11 protein-coding genes and 1 riboswitch are annotated in these 16273 nt (G+C 44.0%); of the genes, 3 read left to right on the forward strand and 8 right to left on the reverse strand.

Features of this window, described 5'->3' with window-relative positions; translation table 11 throughout:
* Window position 1: 1 nt before the first annotated feature.
* A riboswitch (cyclic di-AMP (ydaO/yuaA leader) is annotated at window positions 2-199 on the reverse strand.
* A 284-nt stretch (window positions 200-483) separates the two neighbouring features.
* Together RS891_RS18835 and RS891_RS18840 are read right to left on the reverse strand one after the other, a co-directional pair.
* A complete protein-coding gene (locus tag RS891_RS18835) occupies window positions 484-1206 on the reverse strand; it encodes an amino acid ABC transporter ATP-binding protein (protein WP_315792859.1) in 723 nt (240 codons plus the stop codon).
* On the reverse strand, window positions 1193-2656 hold the full coding sequence (locus RS891_RS18840) for an ABC transporter substrate-binding protein/permease (protein ID WP_315792860.1): 1464 nt from the start codon (window positions 2654-2656) through the stop codon (window positions 1193-1195). The genes RS891_RS18835 and RS891_RS18840 overlap by 14 nt, the downstream gene beginning before the upstream one ends.
* Window positions 2657-2838: 182 nt before the next feature.
* Between RS891_RS18840 and RS891_RS18845 the strand changes: the two genes are divergently transcribed.
* Window positions 2839-4014 carry a M20 family metallopeptidase gene (locus RS891_RS18845; RefSeq protein ID WP_113054563.1) on the forward strand — a complete coding sequence of 392 codons (1176 nt, stop codon included), beginning with the start codon at window positions 2839-2841 and terminating at the stop codon, window positions 4012-4014.
* Window positions 4015-4260: 246 nt separating this feature from the next.
* The gene (locus RS891_RS18850) at window positions 4261-6012 is read left to right on the forward strand and encodes an alpha-glycosidase (protein WP_315792861.1); all 1752 of its coding nucleotides are present in this window, start codon (window positions 4261-4263) and stop codon (window positions 6010-6012) included.
* Window positions 6013-6107: 95 nt separating this feature from the next.
* On the opposite strand, the gene RS891_RS18855 is transcribed toward RS891_RS18850, so the two are convergent.
* The 3 genes from RS891_RS18855 to glgB form a co-directional block, all read right to left on the reverse strand.
* Entirely contained in the window at window positions 6108-7814 is a 1707-nt protein-coding gene (locus RS891_RS18855) for a right-handed parallel beta-helix repeat-containing protein (protein WP_315792862.1), read from the reverse strand.
* 77 nt (window positions 7815-7891) lie between these two features.
* Entirely contained in the window at window positions 7892-9331 is a 1440-nt protein-coding gene (gene glgA / locus RS891_RS18860) for a glycogen synthase GlgA (RefSeq protein ID WP_113054494.1), read from the reverse strand.
* Window positions 9328-11385 (reverse strand): 1,4-alpha-glucan branching protein GlgB, encoded by a 2058-nt coding sequence (gene glgB, locus RS891_RS18865; protein ID WP_397386849.1) that lies wholly within the window; start codon window positions 11383-11385, stop codon window positions 9328-9330. The genes glgA and glgB overlap by 4 nt, the downstream gene beginning before the upstream one ends.
* Window positions 11386-11544: 159 nt before the next feature.
* Between glgB and RS891_RS18870 the strand changes: the two genes are divergently transcribed.
* Entirely contained in the window at window positions 11545-12771 is a 1227-nt protein-coding gene (locus tag RS891_RS18870) for a glucose-1-phosphate adenylyltransferase (protein WP_315792863.1), read from the forward strand.
* Between the two features lie 65 nt (window positions 12772-12836).
* Here the strand turns inward: RS891_RS18870 and RS891_RS18875 are convergent, their stop codons facing one another.
* From RS891_RS18875 to RS891_RS18885, 3 genes are read right to left on the reverse strand one after another with little or no spacing between them, the layout of a single operon-like run.
* The gene (locus RS891_RS18875; protein ID WP_315792864.1) at window positions 12837-14333 is read right to left on the reverse strand and encodes a sensor histidine kinase; all 1497 of its coding nucleotides are present in this window, start codon (window positions 14331-14333) and stop codon (window positions 12837-12839) included.
* A complete protein-coding gene (locus RS891_RS18880) occupies window positions 14330-15028 on the reverse strand; it encodes a response regulator transcription factor (protein WP_063562821.1) in 699 nt (232 codons plus the stop codon). The genes RS891_RS18875 and RS891_RS18880 overlap by 4 nt, the downstream gene beginning before the upstream one ends.
* Entirely contained in the window at window positions 15021-16223 is a 1203-nt protein-coding gene (locus tag RS891_RS18885; protein ID WP_315792865.1) for a hypothetical protein, read from the reverse strand. The genes RS891_RS18880 and RS891_RS18885 overlap by 8 nt, the downstream gene beginning before the upstream one ends.
* Window positions 16224-16273 lie beyond the last annotated feature (50 nt).

Raw genomic sequence — 16273 nt, forward strand, 5'->3', positions numbered from 1 at the left:
GTCTTCCTCCCTCATTATGCCTGCGAAGTTAGTTGTCGGATTCGGATGGAGGAAACCACCCTATAGGTTCAATTACATTAATAATTTTATGTAGCCCTAATTCACCCCAAGCCGTGTGCAAATGAATCTTCCCCAAGCACACTCTGCATCGTTACATCCCCCACACTCCCAACTCCGGAAGTTTCGGCAGGAACAAATATATCACAATTTTGTAACCAAGAGTCGTAGTAAATGTTACCATCTCGCTAATTCACTTCAATACTTTTGCTGAATTCAAGCGGTTTTTTCAAAAAAATGTCTATTTGAGCTTATATCGTTGATGACAGAAACGTTACTTTTTATGTATATCTGTAAGTATCCTCGCATAACAAACAATCCCTGCCGACGGGTCGTCGGCAGGGATCTATGAGGTGATGAAATTCTCATACGCAGTATAGATTTTGCATTTTTATCCTAATCTTCATCCTTAATAACTTGGATGGATTAGAGCACTTTAGCAAGGAAGTCACGTGTACGTGCATGCTTGGGCTCGCCAAACACTTCAGCAGGCGTTCCTTCTTCTACAATTACCCCGCCATCCATGAACAGGATACGATCACCTACTTCACGTGCGAAGCCCATCTCATGCGTTACTATTACCATAGTCATTCCGCCCTCTGCAAGCCGCTTCATGACATCCAGTACTTCACCGACCATTTCAGGGTCCAGTGCTGAAGTAGGCTCGTCAAACAGCATGACATGCGGCTGCATCGCAAGCGCTCTTGCAATGGCGATCCGTTGTTTTTGTCCACCGGACAGCTGATTTGGATAGGCGTCTTTTTTGTCAAAGAGGCCAACCGTCTTGAGCAAATCTGCGCAAATTTGTTCCGCTTCGTGTGCAGATTGTTTTTTCACTTTAATGGGAGCAATCGTAATGTTCTGCTGCACCGTTTTGTGCGGGAACAGATTGAAATGCTGGAATACCATCCCCATTTTTTCACGAGTTGCATTAATGTTATGTTTGGGGTCAGTAATCGACACACCTTCGAAATTAATTTCGCCGGAAGTTGGCTGTTCCAGCAGATTCAGGCAGCGCAAGAAGGTACTTTTCCCCGATCCCGACGGACCGATGACCACGACAACCTCGCCTTTGCCAATTGTTACGTTAATGCCCTTGAGCACATCGTTATTTCCATATGATTTGTGTAATTGTCTAACGTCTATCACTTGCACTCAACTTCCTTTCCAGTCGACCCAGCAGCTTGGACAAAATGAACGTCAGCACAAAGTAAATGGCCGCTGCAATCAGGAATGGATTCATTCCTTGGTACGTAATGTTTTTGACTACACTTGCTTGGTACATAATGTCCACCATACCAATAACTGAGATGATGGAGGATTCCTTGATAATGGTCACGAACTCATTACCGATCGCCGGCAACACCGCTTTGAACGCTTGTGGAAGCACAATGAAGCGCATTGCCGCACCTCTGCCCATTCCCAGGGAACGAGCTGCTTCCAACTGGCCTCGATCCACACCCTGAATACCAGCCCGGAAAATCTCGGCCAGATAGGCACCACTATTGATGGATAATGTGATAATCCCCGCCTGAAGTGGCGTGAAATTAATTCCCAACGTCAGAGCAAGACCGTAATAGATAATCATCAGTTGAACCAGCATTGGCGTACCGCGAATGACCTCAACGTAAGCTGTTCCGATCCAACGCAGAATTGAGACGTCATGCAGACGGAACAGACAGATGATCAACCCGATAATTACCCCGAAGATTACACCGAGTGCAGACAATAAGAGGGTGTAACCTACACCTGTTGCATAAAAGCTTTTGTACTCCCAGAACACTTGAAAAATGTTTTGGTCTTTTTTCACCTTGTCTGCCATCAACTGGCTTGCTTCGATAACCAACTGATCGATTTTATTTTCGCTTTTCAGACGCTCGAGCGTCCCGTTCACTGCATTCAGCAATTCCGAATTGCCCTTGCGAATCCCGATTGCCGCTTCGGCCTGCTCTTCATCCGGAATAGCCGGAGCTAATCCAATCACATCATCCAGGTAACCGGCAGCTACCGTATCCTCAACGATTGCAGCATTTACACGATTGGTCTGCAATTGCAGTACGATATCAGATATTTTATCAAGTGCTGTCAGTTTTGCGCCTGGGATTCCCTGGCCAATCGTTTCCTGAATGGAGCCTTTTTGGACACCAATTTTTTCATTTTCCAGATCTGCCATGGTTGGATATTTATCTTTATCCGCATTGCGAATCATGATGACTTGCTTGGATTTATAATAGGTATCTGAGAAGTCAATGCTTTGTCTACGCTCATCCGTTGGCGTCATTCCCGAGATGACCATATCCACACGACCACTCTGCAACGCAGGAAGAAGTCCGTCAAAACCCATATCCTCTATTACAAGTTCTGCGCCAAGATCCGCAGCAATTTCTTTAGCAATCGAAATATCAAATCCGACAATTTGGTCTTTACCATCAATCACTTTATGGAATTCATATGGTGCAAAATCGGCACTTGTACCGAGCACCAGCTTTTTACCGCCTGAATTGCTTGTAGTTCCCGTTGCGAACGCAACAGGTGCAACCGTAGTTAGCAAGACCACAAAAGCTAGCAGCATCATGGTGTAACGACTAATCAATTTCAACCCTGTTCTCCCCTTATAATACTTTGTATGCTTTCTGTTGTTGATGCCTGAGTCATTATAAAGTAGAATGCATGATTATGCAATGCATTTCGACAGGATTCGATTCCATCTCATTTCTGAAAAATAACCGCAACTATGATATAATTATTGAATTATTTTCATTTTTGCTTAAGGAGTCCACCATGACACATACCAAAACACAAATTTTAACTGTTATTGACCAATATGCTTCCCGTTTTAAGGAGATTTCATCATACATTGGTGCCAATCCCGAACTTGGTAACGAAGAATACCTTGCCTCTGCTCGGTTAAAAGAAGAACTTGCCTACCATGGTTTTTCCGTAGAAGCTCCTGTCCTTGGTTTGGACACTGCATTTATCGGTACGTATGTTGCTTCCAAACCAGGCCCGACTATTGCCCTGTTATGTGAATACGACGCACTTCCCGAAATCGGTCATGCTTGTGGGCACCATCTAATCTGTATGATGAGCCTCGGAGCTGCGGTAGGTCTGAAGTCCATACTGGATGAAGTCGGCGGAACATTAAAAGTGTTCGGTACACCAGCGGAAGAAACGCGTGGAGCCAAAGTGCCTATGGCTGAAGCAGGATTGTTTGATGACTGTGATGTCGCACTAATGGCGCACCCTTATTACGCCTATGAGAAATCTGGCAGTTCCCTGGCTATTGATGCTGTACAATTTGAATTCCATGGGAAATCTTCACATGCTGCTGCAAGTCCACATGAAGGCATTAATGCCTTGGATGCGGTGATCCAGACGTTTAATGGCATTAATGCATTCCGACAACAAGTGAAAAGCACGGTTCGTATTCACGGGGTTATCAATAGCGGAGGACAGGCAGCCAATATTATTCCTGACTACGCTTCTGCTCAATTCTATGTACGTGCCTCAACGAGAAAAGAGTTGAATATTCTCACTCAACGTGTAATTCAGATCGCGGAAGGTTCTGCTCTGCAAACGGGATGCCGGCTTGTTACATCCAATTATGAGACTTCCTATGATGAGATGGTCACGAATGAATCGTTATCTGCTGCTTTTAGTGCTAATCTGCTTGAACTCGGCATTTCTCAAGAGGAGATCGTGAGTGGTAACGACCATGGTTCCATGGATATTGGTAACGTATCCTTGCGTTGTCCTGCGATCCATCCTTATATCCGTGTTGTGGACGAAGTTCATACGCTTCATTCCATTGAATTCCGTGATCTGGCGCTTCAGGAACGGGCCCTGGATGGTATGATCCTTGGAGCCAAGGCAATTGCTGCAACTGCTTATGATGTTCTTACACAGCCTGAATTGCTGCATACCATTCAAACAGAATTTAAGCAAGCAAGTCGCTAAGTTTTTCGCAAACTGCTGCGTATTAACAGTAGGGTGTTCTGTAGGACCTGAATTTGGGGTCTTAAGGAGCACCCTTTTAGTTTTATCATAAATACGTATATACGGACACAAGCTGGAGATGCTGTGAAAAGAAAACGTTGAAAAATGTTGAAACCCTTACATTTAGCAACCATACTTATGGTTCATCTGCTCTCTAACTTGGTTATTTATAGCTATAACTTTATCTTGAGTTCAGGAGGTGTTGTCATGCTGCTCGAAGCGATGTATCACGTTCCCCGCGATAAATGGGCTTACGCTTATAATCCCTCGACGATTCATCTGCGTGTACGAACGAAGAGAGACGATGTACAATATGTGACTGCACTGACTGGTGATAAATACGATTGGAATGGAACATATAAGGAAATTCAATTAGAAAAAGCCGCTTCTGACAGTATGTTTGACTACTGGGAAACTGCAGTTAAGCCCAAATTCAAACGTCTGACTTACATCTTCCGTATTACCGCCGGCACCGAAAATATTTATCTGGCTGATAACGGAATTCATTATGCTCACCCGTACCCTACAGGAGGATATTATGAATTTTCCTACATTCATGAAATCGATGTATTCAAGGTTCCCGAATGGGCCAAAGAAGCCGTGTTCTACCAAATCATGACGGAAAGGTTTGCTAATGGAAATCCCGATCTTAACCCCGAAGGAACTCAGGAATGGGGCGGCCGACCTGAACTGGATAACTACTTTGGCGGAGACCTGCAAGGTGTTCTCAATCACCTGGATGATCTGACTAAACTCGGTGTTAATGCCATTTATTTTACCCCGCTGTTCCAAGCAAACTCCTACCATAAATACGATACCGTTGATTATAAAAAAGTAGACCCTCAATTCGGGAACAATGAAATGCTCAAAAAAGTAGCAGAACAATGTCATCGCCGCGGAATCCGTGTCATGCTAGACGCAGTTTTTAACCATTGCAGCGAAGACTTCCCTCCTTTTCAGGATGTCCTGAAGAATGGTAAAAACTCCAAATATGCAGATTGGTTTCATATCAATGAATATCCGGTGCAGATCAAGGATGGTATTCCAACCTACGATACATTTGGGTTTTATGGCAATATGCCCAAGTTCAACACGGCCAATCCCGAAGTAAAAGACTATTTGCTTGATGTGGCTGAATACTGGATCAAGGAGATTAAACTCGACGGTTGGCGGCTCGATGTTGCGAATGAAGTGGATAACCATTTCTGGCGCGATTTCCGCAAAGTGGTCAAAACCGCTAATCCGGAAGCCTATATTGTAGGCGAAGTTTGGAGTGATTCTCTGACCTGGCTCATGGGAGATCAATTTGATTCCGTGATGAACTACCCTTTTGCTGACAAGGTGCTTGAGTTCTTCTGTGGTTCAATGGATGGTTATAACTTCGCTAACGAGATGGGATCTCTGATTATGCGCTACCCGCAGCAGACGAATGAAGTCATTTTCAACATGCTGTGCAGTCATGACACACCTCGTCTGCTTACCCGGGCTGGAGAAGATAAACGCAGATTAAAACTGTCGGTTGTGTTTCTTTTCACTTATATCGGTACACCCTGTATATTTTATGGAGATGAGGTTGGTTTACGCGGAGAAGGTGATCCGGATTGCCGTAAATGCATGCAATGGGATCCTGCCAAGCAAGATAAGGAGCTTTATGACTTCTACCGTCTGATGATTGATTTGCGGAAAAGTAATGAAGCTCTGCGCAAAGGCCGCTTCCGTTTTTTGAAGGCCGATCACAACGATCCATGCATCATTTATGAACGTATGGATGATAACCTTCATTTTACGGTGTGGATGAACAATACTCCGCAAGAACGTACCCTGTCACATCCGATGGAAACCAAGGACTGGAAGGATGCTCTAACCGAAGATGCTGTTGTTCCCACCAATGGAATGATGAATATTAAACTTGATCCTTACGGATACCGTATTTTGTATAGACAATTGGAACCGAGCTAACCGAGCTAATACCTGCCAGAAACTCCTGAAATATTGAACGACCTTTTTTATCATCGGATGCTTCAGGAGTTTCTGACAAAGAGCAGAGTTTAAGGCTATAATTTCGTCGTTTTCAAATCTCCTTTTGCATCTATGGTTATTTTCCACCGCGTAGAATTTGGACCAAGCATGACAATTTCATTTACTAATTGAAATAACGTTCCATTATTATCTTTAACCAGATCAACGACTACGTTTTTCCCATTCGTAAAAGGACTTGCGCCAAAGAGATAACGTCCCGTCGCACTTGCCGCAACCATCAGCATGTTATCTCTTATGATGTTGCCCTCCACCGTATTATTAACAATATCCAGATGCACAGCCCACCATGTTCCCTCATATTTTAAGCGATTTCCAGTTACGATATTGTTCGAGCCACGCAATTGAATACATGTCCCTTTTCCTGCAACTGAATTATGAGAAAAGGTACAATCATTATGCAAACTGACCATCCGGTCAGGATTGGTCGTCTTAAAGCCGGGCTCAATGATGTTGCTTGATGCAATCACTCCATTGGCAAGATCCATGGCTATGCCTGCTTGAGCAATGTAATTGCCTTTCACGATTATATGACCATCCGCGACAATTCCCCAGTGTTTTCCTCTTGGAATAATGATGTTGTCTGAAATAATTCCAATGTCCATATCTTCTGCACCTGTACTGGTTTTCGCTTCAATGGCAGCAGTAGCGCTTGGTCTTGAAATGGTGTCGATCAGGTTGCCCTGGATAACAAACAGATGATTGCTCAGTCCGTTGGGATTGTATCGGGAGGGAGAGAAAGAAACTGAAATGACTGAAGTGATTTTAATATCCTTAAAGACATTGGAGGTTACAAAGGCTCCTTCAAAACCGATAAGCCCCACACCAAAAGCTGTTCCAATCAGGCTATTGCCATGTATATGCAGATTTTTGGCTCCAGTCTCGCCTCCCTCATTGTTACAGGTAATCCCGCCGCCGACCGCAGGCATATTATTCACTTGTTGTCCGCCTGAAAAAACAACATAATCTGAATCACTGGATAATACAGGAGTATGAAGAAAGTTATCGGTGATCGAAACATGCCATGTGCCCTTGACCAGAATGCCATCCCCAAGATACCGGTAACAGTCATTCTCGCGAATCACTACAAAAACCAAATGACTCCGAACTGCAATCGGTTCTTCTCCCAAGTGATGAAGCTTATTGTTTCTTATCACAACATTTCGGGCGGGATTGTCTTGACTGCTGGAACCATTCACTCCGATCCCATCGGTAAATTTACTAATATCGTTATGCTGCAATAGTACATTGCTCGAATTCCCGATGCTAAGCCCTGTCTTGTTTTTACTCCAAGCTGCTTGAGTGGTACGAACCAAAGTCAAGCCACTAATCTCGACATGATTGCTTCCTTCAATTCGGATTCCCTGATCCGAGACCTCCAATATTGCACCTGGTAATGCCTTGATGATGACAGATCTGCCACTAAACGTATAGAACCAGCCCGTCTTAACAACTTTATAGTGCCCTGGCGTAAATAATAAAACATCACCTTCCTGTGCTGAGTCAAAAAAAGCTTTGATCTGGGCTGTCTGATCGCTTCCATCTCCGGGCGCAAAACTCCTCACATTAATAAAGCTGCCTGTTAGCGTGGATTGCACGGCAGCAATATTTCCCATGATCTGTCCAAATATTTCATTCATTTTGACGGCATTATATCCGTCGGCACTGCTTAGAGCTTGTAAATTCGGATTGTAAGTAGAGGTAAAATTAATGTAGTTGTTCATTTTAAATTCGCCTCCTCTTATGATCGTACAAAAAAAGCCACAGTACGAATATACTGCGGCTCATTAGTGCAAATCTATTATACAGATTCAAGTGTTATGCGGCGATAAATATCCATATACTCTTCAGCTGAGACGTTCCAGCTGTAGTCTCCGCTCATTGCATTTTTTACAATCTTTTTCCAGTGATCTGGCTGACGGTAAAATTCTTCTGCACGACGAATGGTGTTCATCATATCATGGGCGTTAAAGCTGGTAAAAGAGAATCCATTCCCCTCACCGCTGAATTCATTGTATGCCTGCACCGTATCGTTCAGACCCCCTGTTTCCCGGACAAGTGGCACACTGCCATAACGGAGTGCAAGCAATTGGCTAATGCCACATGGCTCGAACCTCGATGGCATCAAGAATAGATCACTGCCGGCATAGAAACGGCGGGATAACCCATCATTGAAGGTAATCTGAGCAGACATTTTCAGCGGATAACGATTAGCTGCCTCGCGGAACCAGTGCTCATAAGCCGGATCCCCGGTACCCAATACAGCGAATTGAATATCGTCATAGTACAATAATTCATCCAATACACGACATACCAAATCCAAACCTTTGGAATCCACTAGCCTTGTAACCATCACCATAAGTGGAGCATCCGGACGTACTGGCAATCCTAATTCCTTTTGCAGCTCGATCTTGTTCTCGATTTTCTTGGACAGGCTGGTTCTGTATTTAACCGCAATTTTATTGTCCGCTGCGGGGTTGTAACTCTTGGTATCAATACCGTTAACAATCCCACTGAAACGATCCCCCAATGAACTGAGCAATCCATCCAGACCATAGCCATAGTAGGAGGTTTGTACTTCCTTGGCGTAGGTAGGGCTGACGGTTGTTACATGATCCGCAAAAACGACTCCTGCTTTCAGGAAATTGACATTGCCATAATATTCTGCCCCATCCACCGTGAAATACCGATCATCCAGCTCAAGCAGATCACTGAATAAATCATGTGGAAACACACCTTGATATAACAGGTTATGTATCGTAAAAACCGTCCTCATTTCACTGTAAAAAGGATCATGAGCATAGTGAGCTTCCAGTAGTAAAGGAATCATACCCGCGTGCCAATCGTGACTGTGCAGCACATCCGGCTTGAATTCAAGTTGCGGCAACACCTCGAGAACAGCACGGTTGAAGAAGGCAAAACGCTCTCCGTCATCCATATAACCATACACGCCATCCCGTCCAAAATAGTATTCATTGTCCACAAAGTAGACAGGAATCCCGTCATGGACCAGCATCTCTACTCCACAATACGGTCTGCGCCAACCAAGAGGAACATCTGTCGTGATGACAGGCTCCATTGCCTCTTTATACTCATCCGGAATGCCCTTATATTTGGGTAGAATGACACGAACATCTGCCCCACTCTTCTTTAATGCCTGTGGTAATGCGCCGATGACGTCAGCAAGGCCTCCTGTTTTGATAAATGGATGTACTTCAGCAGCAGCAAATAGAATATTCATGCCTTCGTCCTCCTTTTGGGTTTAACTGTAGTGCCGTTTGTTGTTTTACTGGTTTTCGTGGTACTGGCTTTTGCTCTGACGGATTGAACTTTAAGGGGCAATGCATCCGTTTTCCGACGTGTGTTCTTTTTTAGAATAACTACGCTTAGCGGTGGCAGAACAACTTCCAAACTATGTGGTTGCCCATGAAAAGGAATCTTTTCAGTAGTAAGCTGCATATCATTGATAATGCCTGATCCGCCGTAATCGGAATGATCACTGTTCAGAACTTCGGTATACATACCGGGACGCATGACACCAATCCGGTAACGCTCCCGCTTGACCGGCTGAAAGTTAATGAGCACAAGGAGTGTATCCGTAGGTTTTTTTCCTTTGCGCACATATGAAATGACACTTTGGTCATGATCATCCGGAGTGATCCATTCATAACCGTCAAAGGAATGATCAAGCTCCCACAAAGCTTTTTCGCCAAAGTATAACTCGGACAGTTCCCGTTCAAACTTGTGGAGTTTACGGTGACTGTCGTAGTTCAGCAAAAACCAGTCCAGTTGATCTTCATCTTTCCATTCGATAAACTGGCCAAATTCTCCACCCATAAACAGCAGTTTTTTGCCTGGGAATGTCATAAAGTACCCCATGAAGGCACGCATGCCGGCAAACTTCTGCTCGTATGTTCCTGGCATCTTGTCTAGGAGCGACTTTTTGCCATGAACGACCTCGTCATGAGACAGAGGAAGCACGTAATTTTCAGCAAAGGAGTATACGACCGGGAATGTCAGCAAATGATGTTTGGAAGGACGTTCGTGAAAATCCGATTCCATGTAATCAAGTGTATCGTTCATCCAACCCATGTTCCATTTGTAGTTGAAACCTAACCCACCCTGATCTACTGGAGAAGTAACCATTGGCCATGCACTGGATTCTTCTGCCATCATCAACGCATAGGGAAAGTACTTGAAGACTGTTTCATTCAACTGCTGCAAAAAAGCAACAGCTTCCTTGTTTTCCAGGCCACCTTCGTTATTCGTTCGGTATTGTCCTGGCTGCTTTTCAAAATCCAACTTAAGCATACTGGTTACGGCATCGACTCGAAGTCCGTCGAAATGGTACATCTCCATCCAGTACAACGCATTAGAGATCAAAAACGAACGAATTTCAGGTTTAGAGTAGTCAAAGCTAAGTGTGCCCCAACCTGGTCTCTCTGCTAACAATGGATCTGCATATTCATACAAAGGCGTTCCATCAAACAAACGCAAGCCATGAGCATCCTTGGCAAAATGTGCGGGGACCCAATCGAGCAACACACCTATGCCTGCCTGATGTAGCGTATCAACCAGATACATCAGATCTTTAGGTTGCCCATAACGGCTAGTTGGAGCAAAAAATCCTGTATTCTGATAGCCCCACGAAAGGTCGTAAGGATGCTCACTCAGGGGCATCATCTCAACATGGGTATATTTCATCTCCAATAAATAAGGAACAAGCAAGTCCGCAAGTTCACGATAACTGTAGAGAGTTCCGTCTTCTTTCCGTTTCCAGGTTCCAGCGTGCATTTCATAAATATGTAAAGGTTTGTTATACACACCTCGTTGTTTGCGTCTCCATGCGCCATCATTCCATTTGTAACCTTCAATGGAGCTGGTGACAGAGGCCGTACGCGGACGAACTTCGGCCTGAAAAGCATAAGGGTCCGCTTTGAGCAATTCAGTACCATCTTCCGTTAATATACGGAATTTGTATAAAGTTCCTTCACTGATTTCCGGAATAAAACGACTCCAAAATCCAGAATCGGGTATCTTATATAAAGGTTCCTGTTCACCTTTCCAACCATTACGGTCTAAAGCCAGTCCGACTTCTGTGGCATTCGGAGCCCACACGGTAAAACGATACCCCTGACGATGATCCTCGATCGCAGGCTGTGCGCCCATTATTCGATAACTGTGATGAAGGTTTCCTTCATGAAACAAATAAATGTGCTCCGGCGAAATTTCCGGGTTTGTTAACGGTTGAATGGCCAAGAGATCACCTTCTTCTCCAGAAAATAGATATAACATTAACCATTACCCCATTCTAGCCAAGTTGAAAAGAAAAATGCGGTGTGTAAAAAAATGTTGTAATTTTTCAGAATTTTTACAGTATACATCGTTTCAATAGCTCCGCATTACGTTTATGTATGTACTACACTGGACAAATATTTTGGGAGGGAAACGATTATGTTTAATAAAGATTGCATCGCTATGCTGTTGGCGGGAGGAGAAGGGAAGCGATTAGCCCCTTTAACCTCAAGTATCGCAAAACCCGCTGTACCGTTTGGCGGGCACTACCGGATTATCGATTTTCCTCTCAGCAACTGCGTAAACTCAGGCATCGACACCGTAGGTGTTCTGACGCAGTATCAAGCTGATTCATTACATGATCACATTGGTGGAGGAGAACCTTGGGGACATGGTACTTCAAGTGAGGCAGGAATTTCCTTACTTCCATCTTATCATACAGGAAATGACGAATACTTGGGAACCGCGGATGCTATTTATAAAAATATTGACTATATTGACCAACAAAACCCCGAAAATGTTCTAATTTTGTCGGGTGACCATATCTATCATATGAATTATCGTGAAATGCTGGAAGCTCATACCGCTAATGAAGCGGTAGCGACGATTTCCGTTATGGAGGTTCCATGGGAGGAAGCGCATCGCTTCGGCATTATGGCAGCGGATGAGCATCTGAGAGTTACAGAGTTTGCCGAGAAACCGGCCGAACCGAAAAGTAATCTGGCTTCCATGGGCATTTATATGTTCAAATGGGAATACCTGAAGCGCCACTTGCTCGAAGATGCCGCTAATCCGGAATCCAGCCATGACTTCGGTAAAGATGTGATTCCTCAAATGTTAAATGAGAATACCCCTCTCTTCGTATATAACTTCAATGGTTATTGGAAAGACGTGGGTACCGTGAAGAGTTTATGGGATGCGCACATGGATCTGCTTCATAATGATGAAGACTGGAGCCTGCAAAAAGAAGACTGGCCGATGTTTACTCGTGACTGGAGAACTAAACCAAGTGCATACAAAGCACGTCAGACGCGTGCTGAACTCCTGCACTCCATGATCCATGAATCCTGCAATATGGATGGCCGTGCTGAACGCTCTGTTATTTTCTGCGGAGCCGAGGTCGGTAAAGGTTCTGAGGTTAAAGACAGTGTGATCATGCCGAATGCACGGGTTGGTCGCGGTGTTCACATCGAACGTGCCATCATTGGTGAAGGTGCCATTATCAAAGACGGTGCCATTGTTAAAGGCACGACGGATGAAATCGTGGTTGTCGGACCGAATGAGATTGTCTCCGCCAAACCGGCTGTGCGCACACAACCTGTACGTATGCTGAAAGATGTTTATGAAAAAAGCGGGCGTCTGCGCGCTGGTGAACTTTCTTCATAAGCTTAAAGAAAAGGCGAGCCTATATGGCTCGCCTTTTTGATGCGAAACAATCTTTAATGCAGAAATCAATCTTTTTTTGGATCAGACTCTGCTTGAGTTAACTTTGCATCGACTGTCACTTCGGCTTCTTCATTCATTATGGGTTCCTCCACCGTCTCTTCTTCCGGTAAAGCCGGTAACGTCACCGTTACAGTTGTTCCCGTTCCCAGTTCACTTTGCATGATAATTGTTCCCTCATGCAGTTCTACCAGTTCCTGCGTAATAGCAAGTCCGAGCCCTGTTCCACCATTCTGGTGATCAACCTGGAAGAAGCGATCACGCACCTTGATTAAATGCTCTTCACTGATACCAATACCCGTATCCTGCACAGCAGCTATAATCTGTCCGTCTTCTTCTTTGACTGATAAAAAGATCCAGGAATTCTCATGCGAGAATTTGATCGCATTGTCTACAATGTTCAGGAAGACTTGTTTCAATCTGTTACCATCCCCAAAAACATTGAAAGCACGATTTTCATCGCTTTCTAACTTGAGATGTATCTGTTTTTGCTCAGCTTTTGCCCAAACATTCAACATGGTTTCCTGAACAATCTCACGAATGCTGACGGTTCCTTTCACCAATTTCATCTGATTTTGCTGCAATTTGGAGAAATCGAGCATCTCTTCTACCAGTCCGATCAGACGCTCCGTTTCTTTAGAAATAATACTCATTCCAATTCTTGTTTCATCGGGATCGTATCCACCGGAGTCCAGCGTCTCACTCCACCCTTTGATACTGGTCAGTGGCGTTCGCAATTCATGAGAAATGGAAGAAATAAAATCGTCTTTGATCTGATTGCTTCGCACAATTTCATGTGCCATAAAATTCAGAGTAGACGCCAGTTCACCTAATTCATGTTTGTAGTTGCCCTTAACTCTGACATCCAGACGTCCTCGTGCCATCTGAGCGGACACTGCCGTAATATTGTTAATAGGACGTACAATGGAATTGGCCATACCAATACTAATGATCAAGACAATTGCCAGTACACCAACACCTACAGCAACCGCAAGCATCCCCATGAACAATAACTTGGAATTCACATTTTCGAGCGATGTTAGGTATCGAATAACATACGTATTTTCGCCACCTAAATCAAACTTGTGGGAAACAGCCATGACCTGCTCTCCTGTGCCTGGTTGTCTTCCTACCCAACGTCCCATACTGCCATTTAACGCCTGTTGGATATCACTCGTTTGCAGCACGGCACGGTCTGATTCAAAAGCAGTTGAACTCGCTAACACATGACCGTTCAGATCCAGAATTTCAAGTTCTGTATTAGATAATTCCAAATTAACAAGTAGTCTGGACAGATTATTCCCATCTTCCGAATTACTCTCACGAGCTAGAGGCTCAAAAAAATCCTTCGAATTGGAGATATGGGTACTGATTGTATTGTAGATGCTCTCATAATAATATCGTTGCACCGCCAGCATAAATACGAATTCCACCAACAGCAGAGCCAGAAAAACTACAATGAAGTAATGTAATACAATCTGCCGTGTGATGCCTTTTTTGATCATTGATCCCGGCCCTTCCATTTGTAACCGTGACCCCATACAGTCTGCAGGTATTCAGGTTCGGAAGGATTGTTCTCAATTTTCTGGCGTAAGCGGCGAATGTTTACGTCCACGATTTTGGGATCACCCATATACTCTTTGCCCCATACGTGATCCAGCAGCACATCTCGACTAAGCGGTGTATTCTCTTTTTCCAGGAAAAATTGAATCAAGGAAAATTCGGTTGGTGTTAACTCAATTAATTCATTTTGTTTCTTGAATTGCTTGGAGATTAGATCCAGCGAGAACGGCCCTGATTGGAACGTTACCTTTGCAGCTGTCTCCCGGTGAACATTGACCCGGCGAAGCAAAGACTGAATACGTGCAATCAGCTCGGTTGGACTGAACGGCTTACTTACATGATCGTCTGCTCCAACAGATAGCGCATATACTTTGTCCTGCTCCTGCACTTTGGCGGTCAGAAAAATAATACCTAGACGTTCATTCGTTTCACGAATACGACGACACACTTCAAATCCATCAATACCAGGAACCATAACATCCAGCAAAGCCAAGTCAATATCTGGTACGGATTGCAGAATGCGAAGCGCTTCATGTCCATCCCCCGCTTCAAGCACTTCGAACCCGTTTCTCTTCAAATTGATAACAATAAAACTGCGGATGGATTCTTCATCCTCAAGAATAAGTACTTTACTCATTAAGTTCTTCCTTTCTATTCAGTTGCGGTATATTGTCAAGCAATCCATCATCGGCATCCAATTGTGCACCGCGGGAAGCAATGACCCGATCATTCGTCCGGGTAATCTCTTTCCAACTTTTGCCTTTTTCCTGTTCCCACTGGGAAAGCGTGAAATATTTAATTTCACCTACGGTTTCATCGGTATCAATCATTTTAAAACGGATGTATTTTTCCTTTTCCGATTTGGTATCGATGGTAATCTTTCCATACCACTCCGGCTTCAGATTTAAATGGAATAAGTCAGCATCATCCCGATATTGGAATGAGACAAATTTCTTATTATCCTTGCCATCCCATTGATAGAAGGTATAGAACCACATCCGGGAATCAAATACGTAATGCTCCCATCCTTTAGGCGTTTCCTTCAATCCAAACTCAATAATACCATCATTGTCGACATCACCGCTTAAAATTTTGTCATCTCTGTAGGTTTGATCAGGCGATTTAAAAGCATTCACTAACTTGTTATCTTTTACGTATATAATCTGTGAGAAAGTACTTCGGTCATCCAGCTCCGAATCCAGTACGATACCCACTTTATCTTTGGCAATCTGCCCACCAAGAGCGTTATATATCTCTTTGACAGTGTAGTCCGTCTGCATTCTGTCAACTTCCTTGAAGCTGCCATCGTCATATTGATACAACGCAATAGATGCAAATCCGCTATTGTTCAGAGATACGATTGCGAAATCATTTTTCTTGTCCCCGTTTAAGTCGAGGGTATTCCCTTGAACATCATCTATAATATATTGATTATATGGAACACCACCCAACACTTGTTCAAGTGCTCCAGCTTTATAAGAATAAGCAGTTAATGCTTTCTGTTCTTGCAAACTTACGCCGAGGATAATATCGGGATTACCATCATTCGTGATGTCCAGTACCTTGAACGATTGCAGTTCATTCCCCGGAACATCAAATGTCAGCTTCTTAACCCATGAATCTCCTTGTTCCTCCAATAACATGCCGTGAATCCGCACGTTCTCATTCGGGGTCTCATAGAAAACGATGGCTTCCCGAGTACCATCACCGTTTAGGTCTTCAACACGAATCATACTGGTATTATTCATGTCTTTGGGGCGAATCAATTTGCTTTCGGGTGGCTGTTCCCGCTGAACCACATTTAATAATTTTTCCTTGTCTGTTGACATCATTGGTTTTCTCATCAAACCCTTAGGATCGCTTATGACAGTACATCCGCTAA

It is taken from the genome of Paenibacillus sp. BIC5C1, from assembly GCF_032399705.1.
Classification (GTDB): Bacteria; Bacillota; Bacilli; order Paenibacillales; family Paenibacillaceae; genus Paenibacillus; species Paenibacillus taichungensis_A.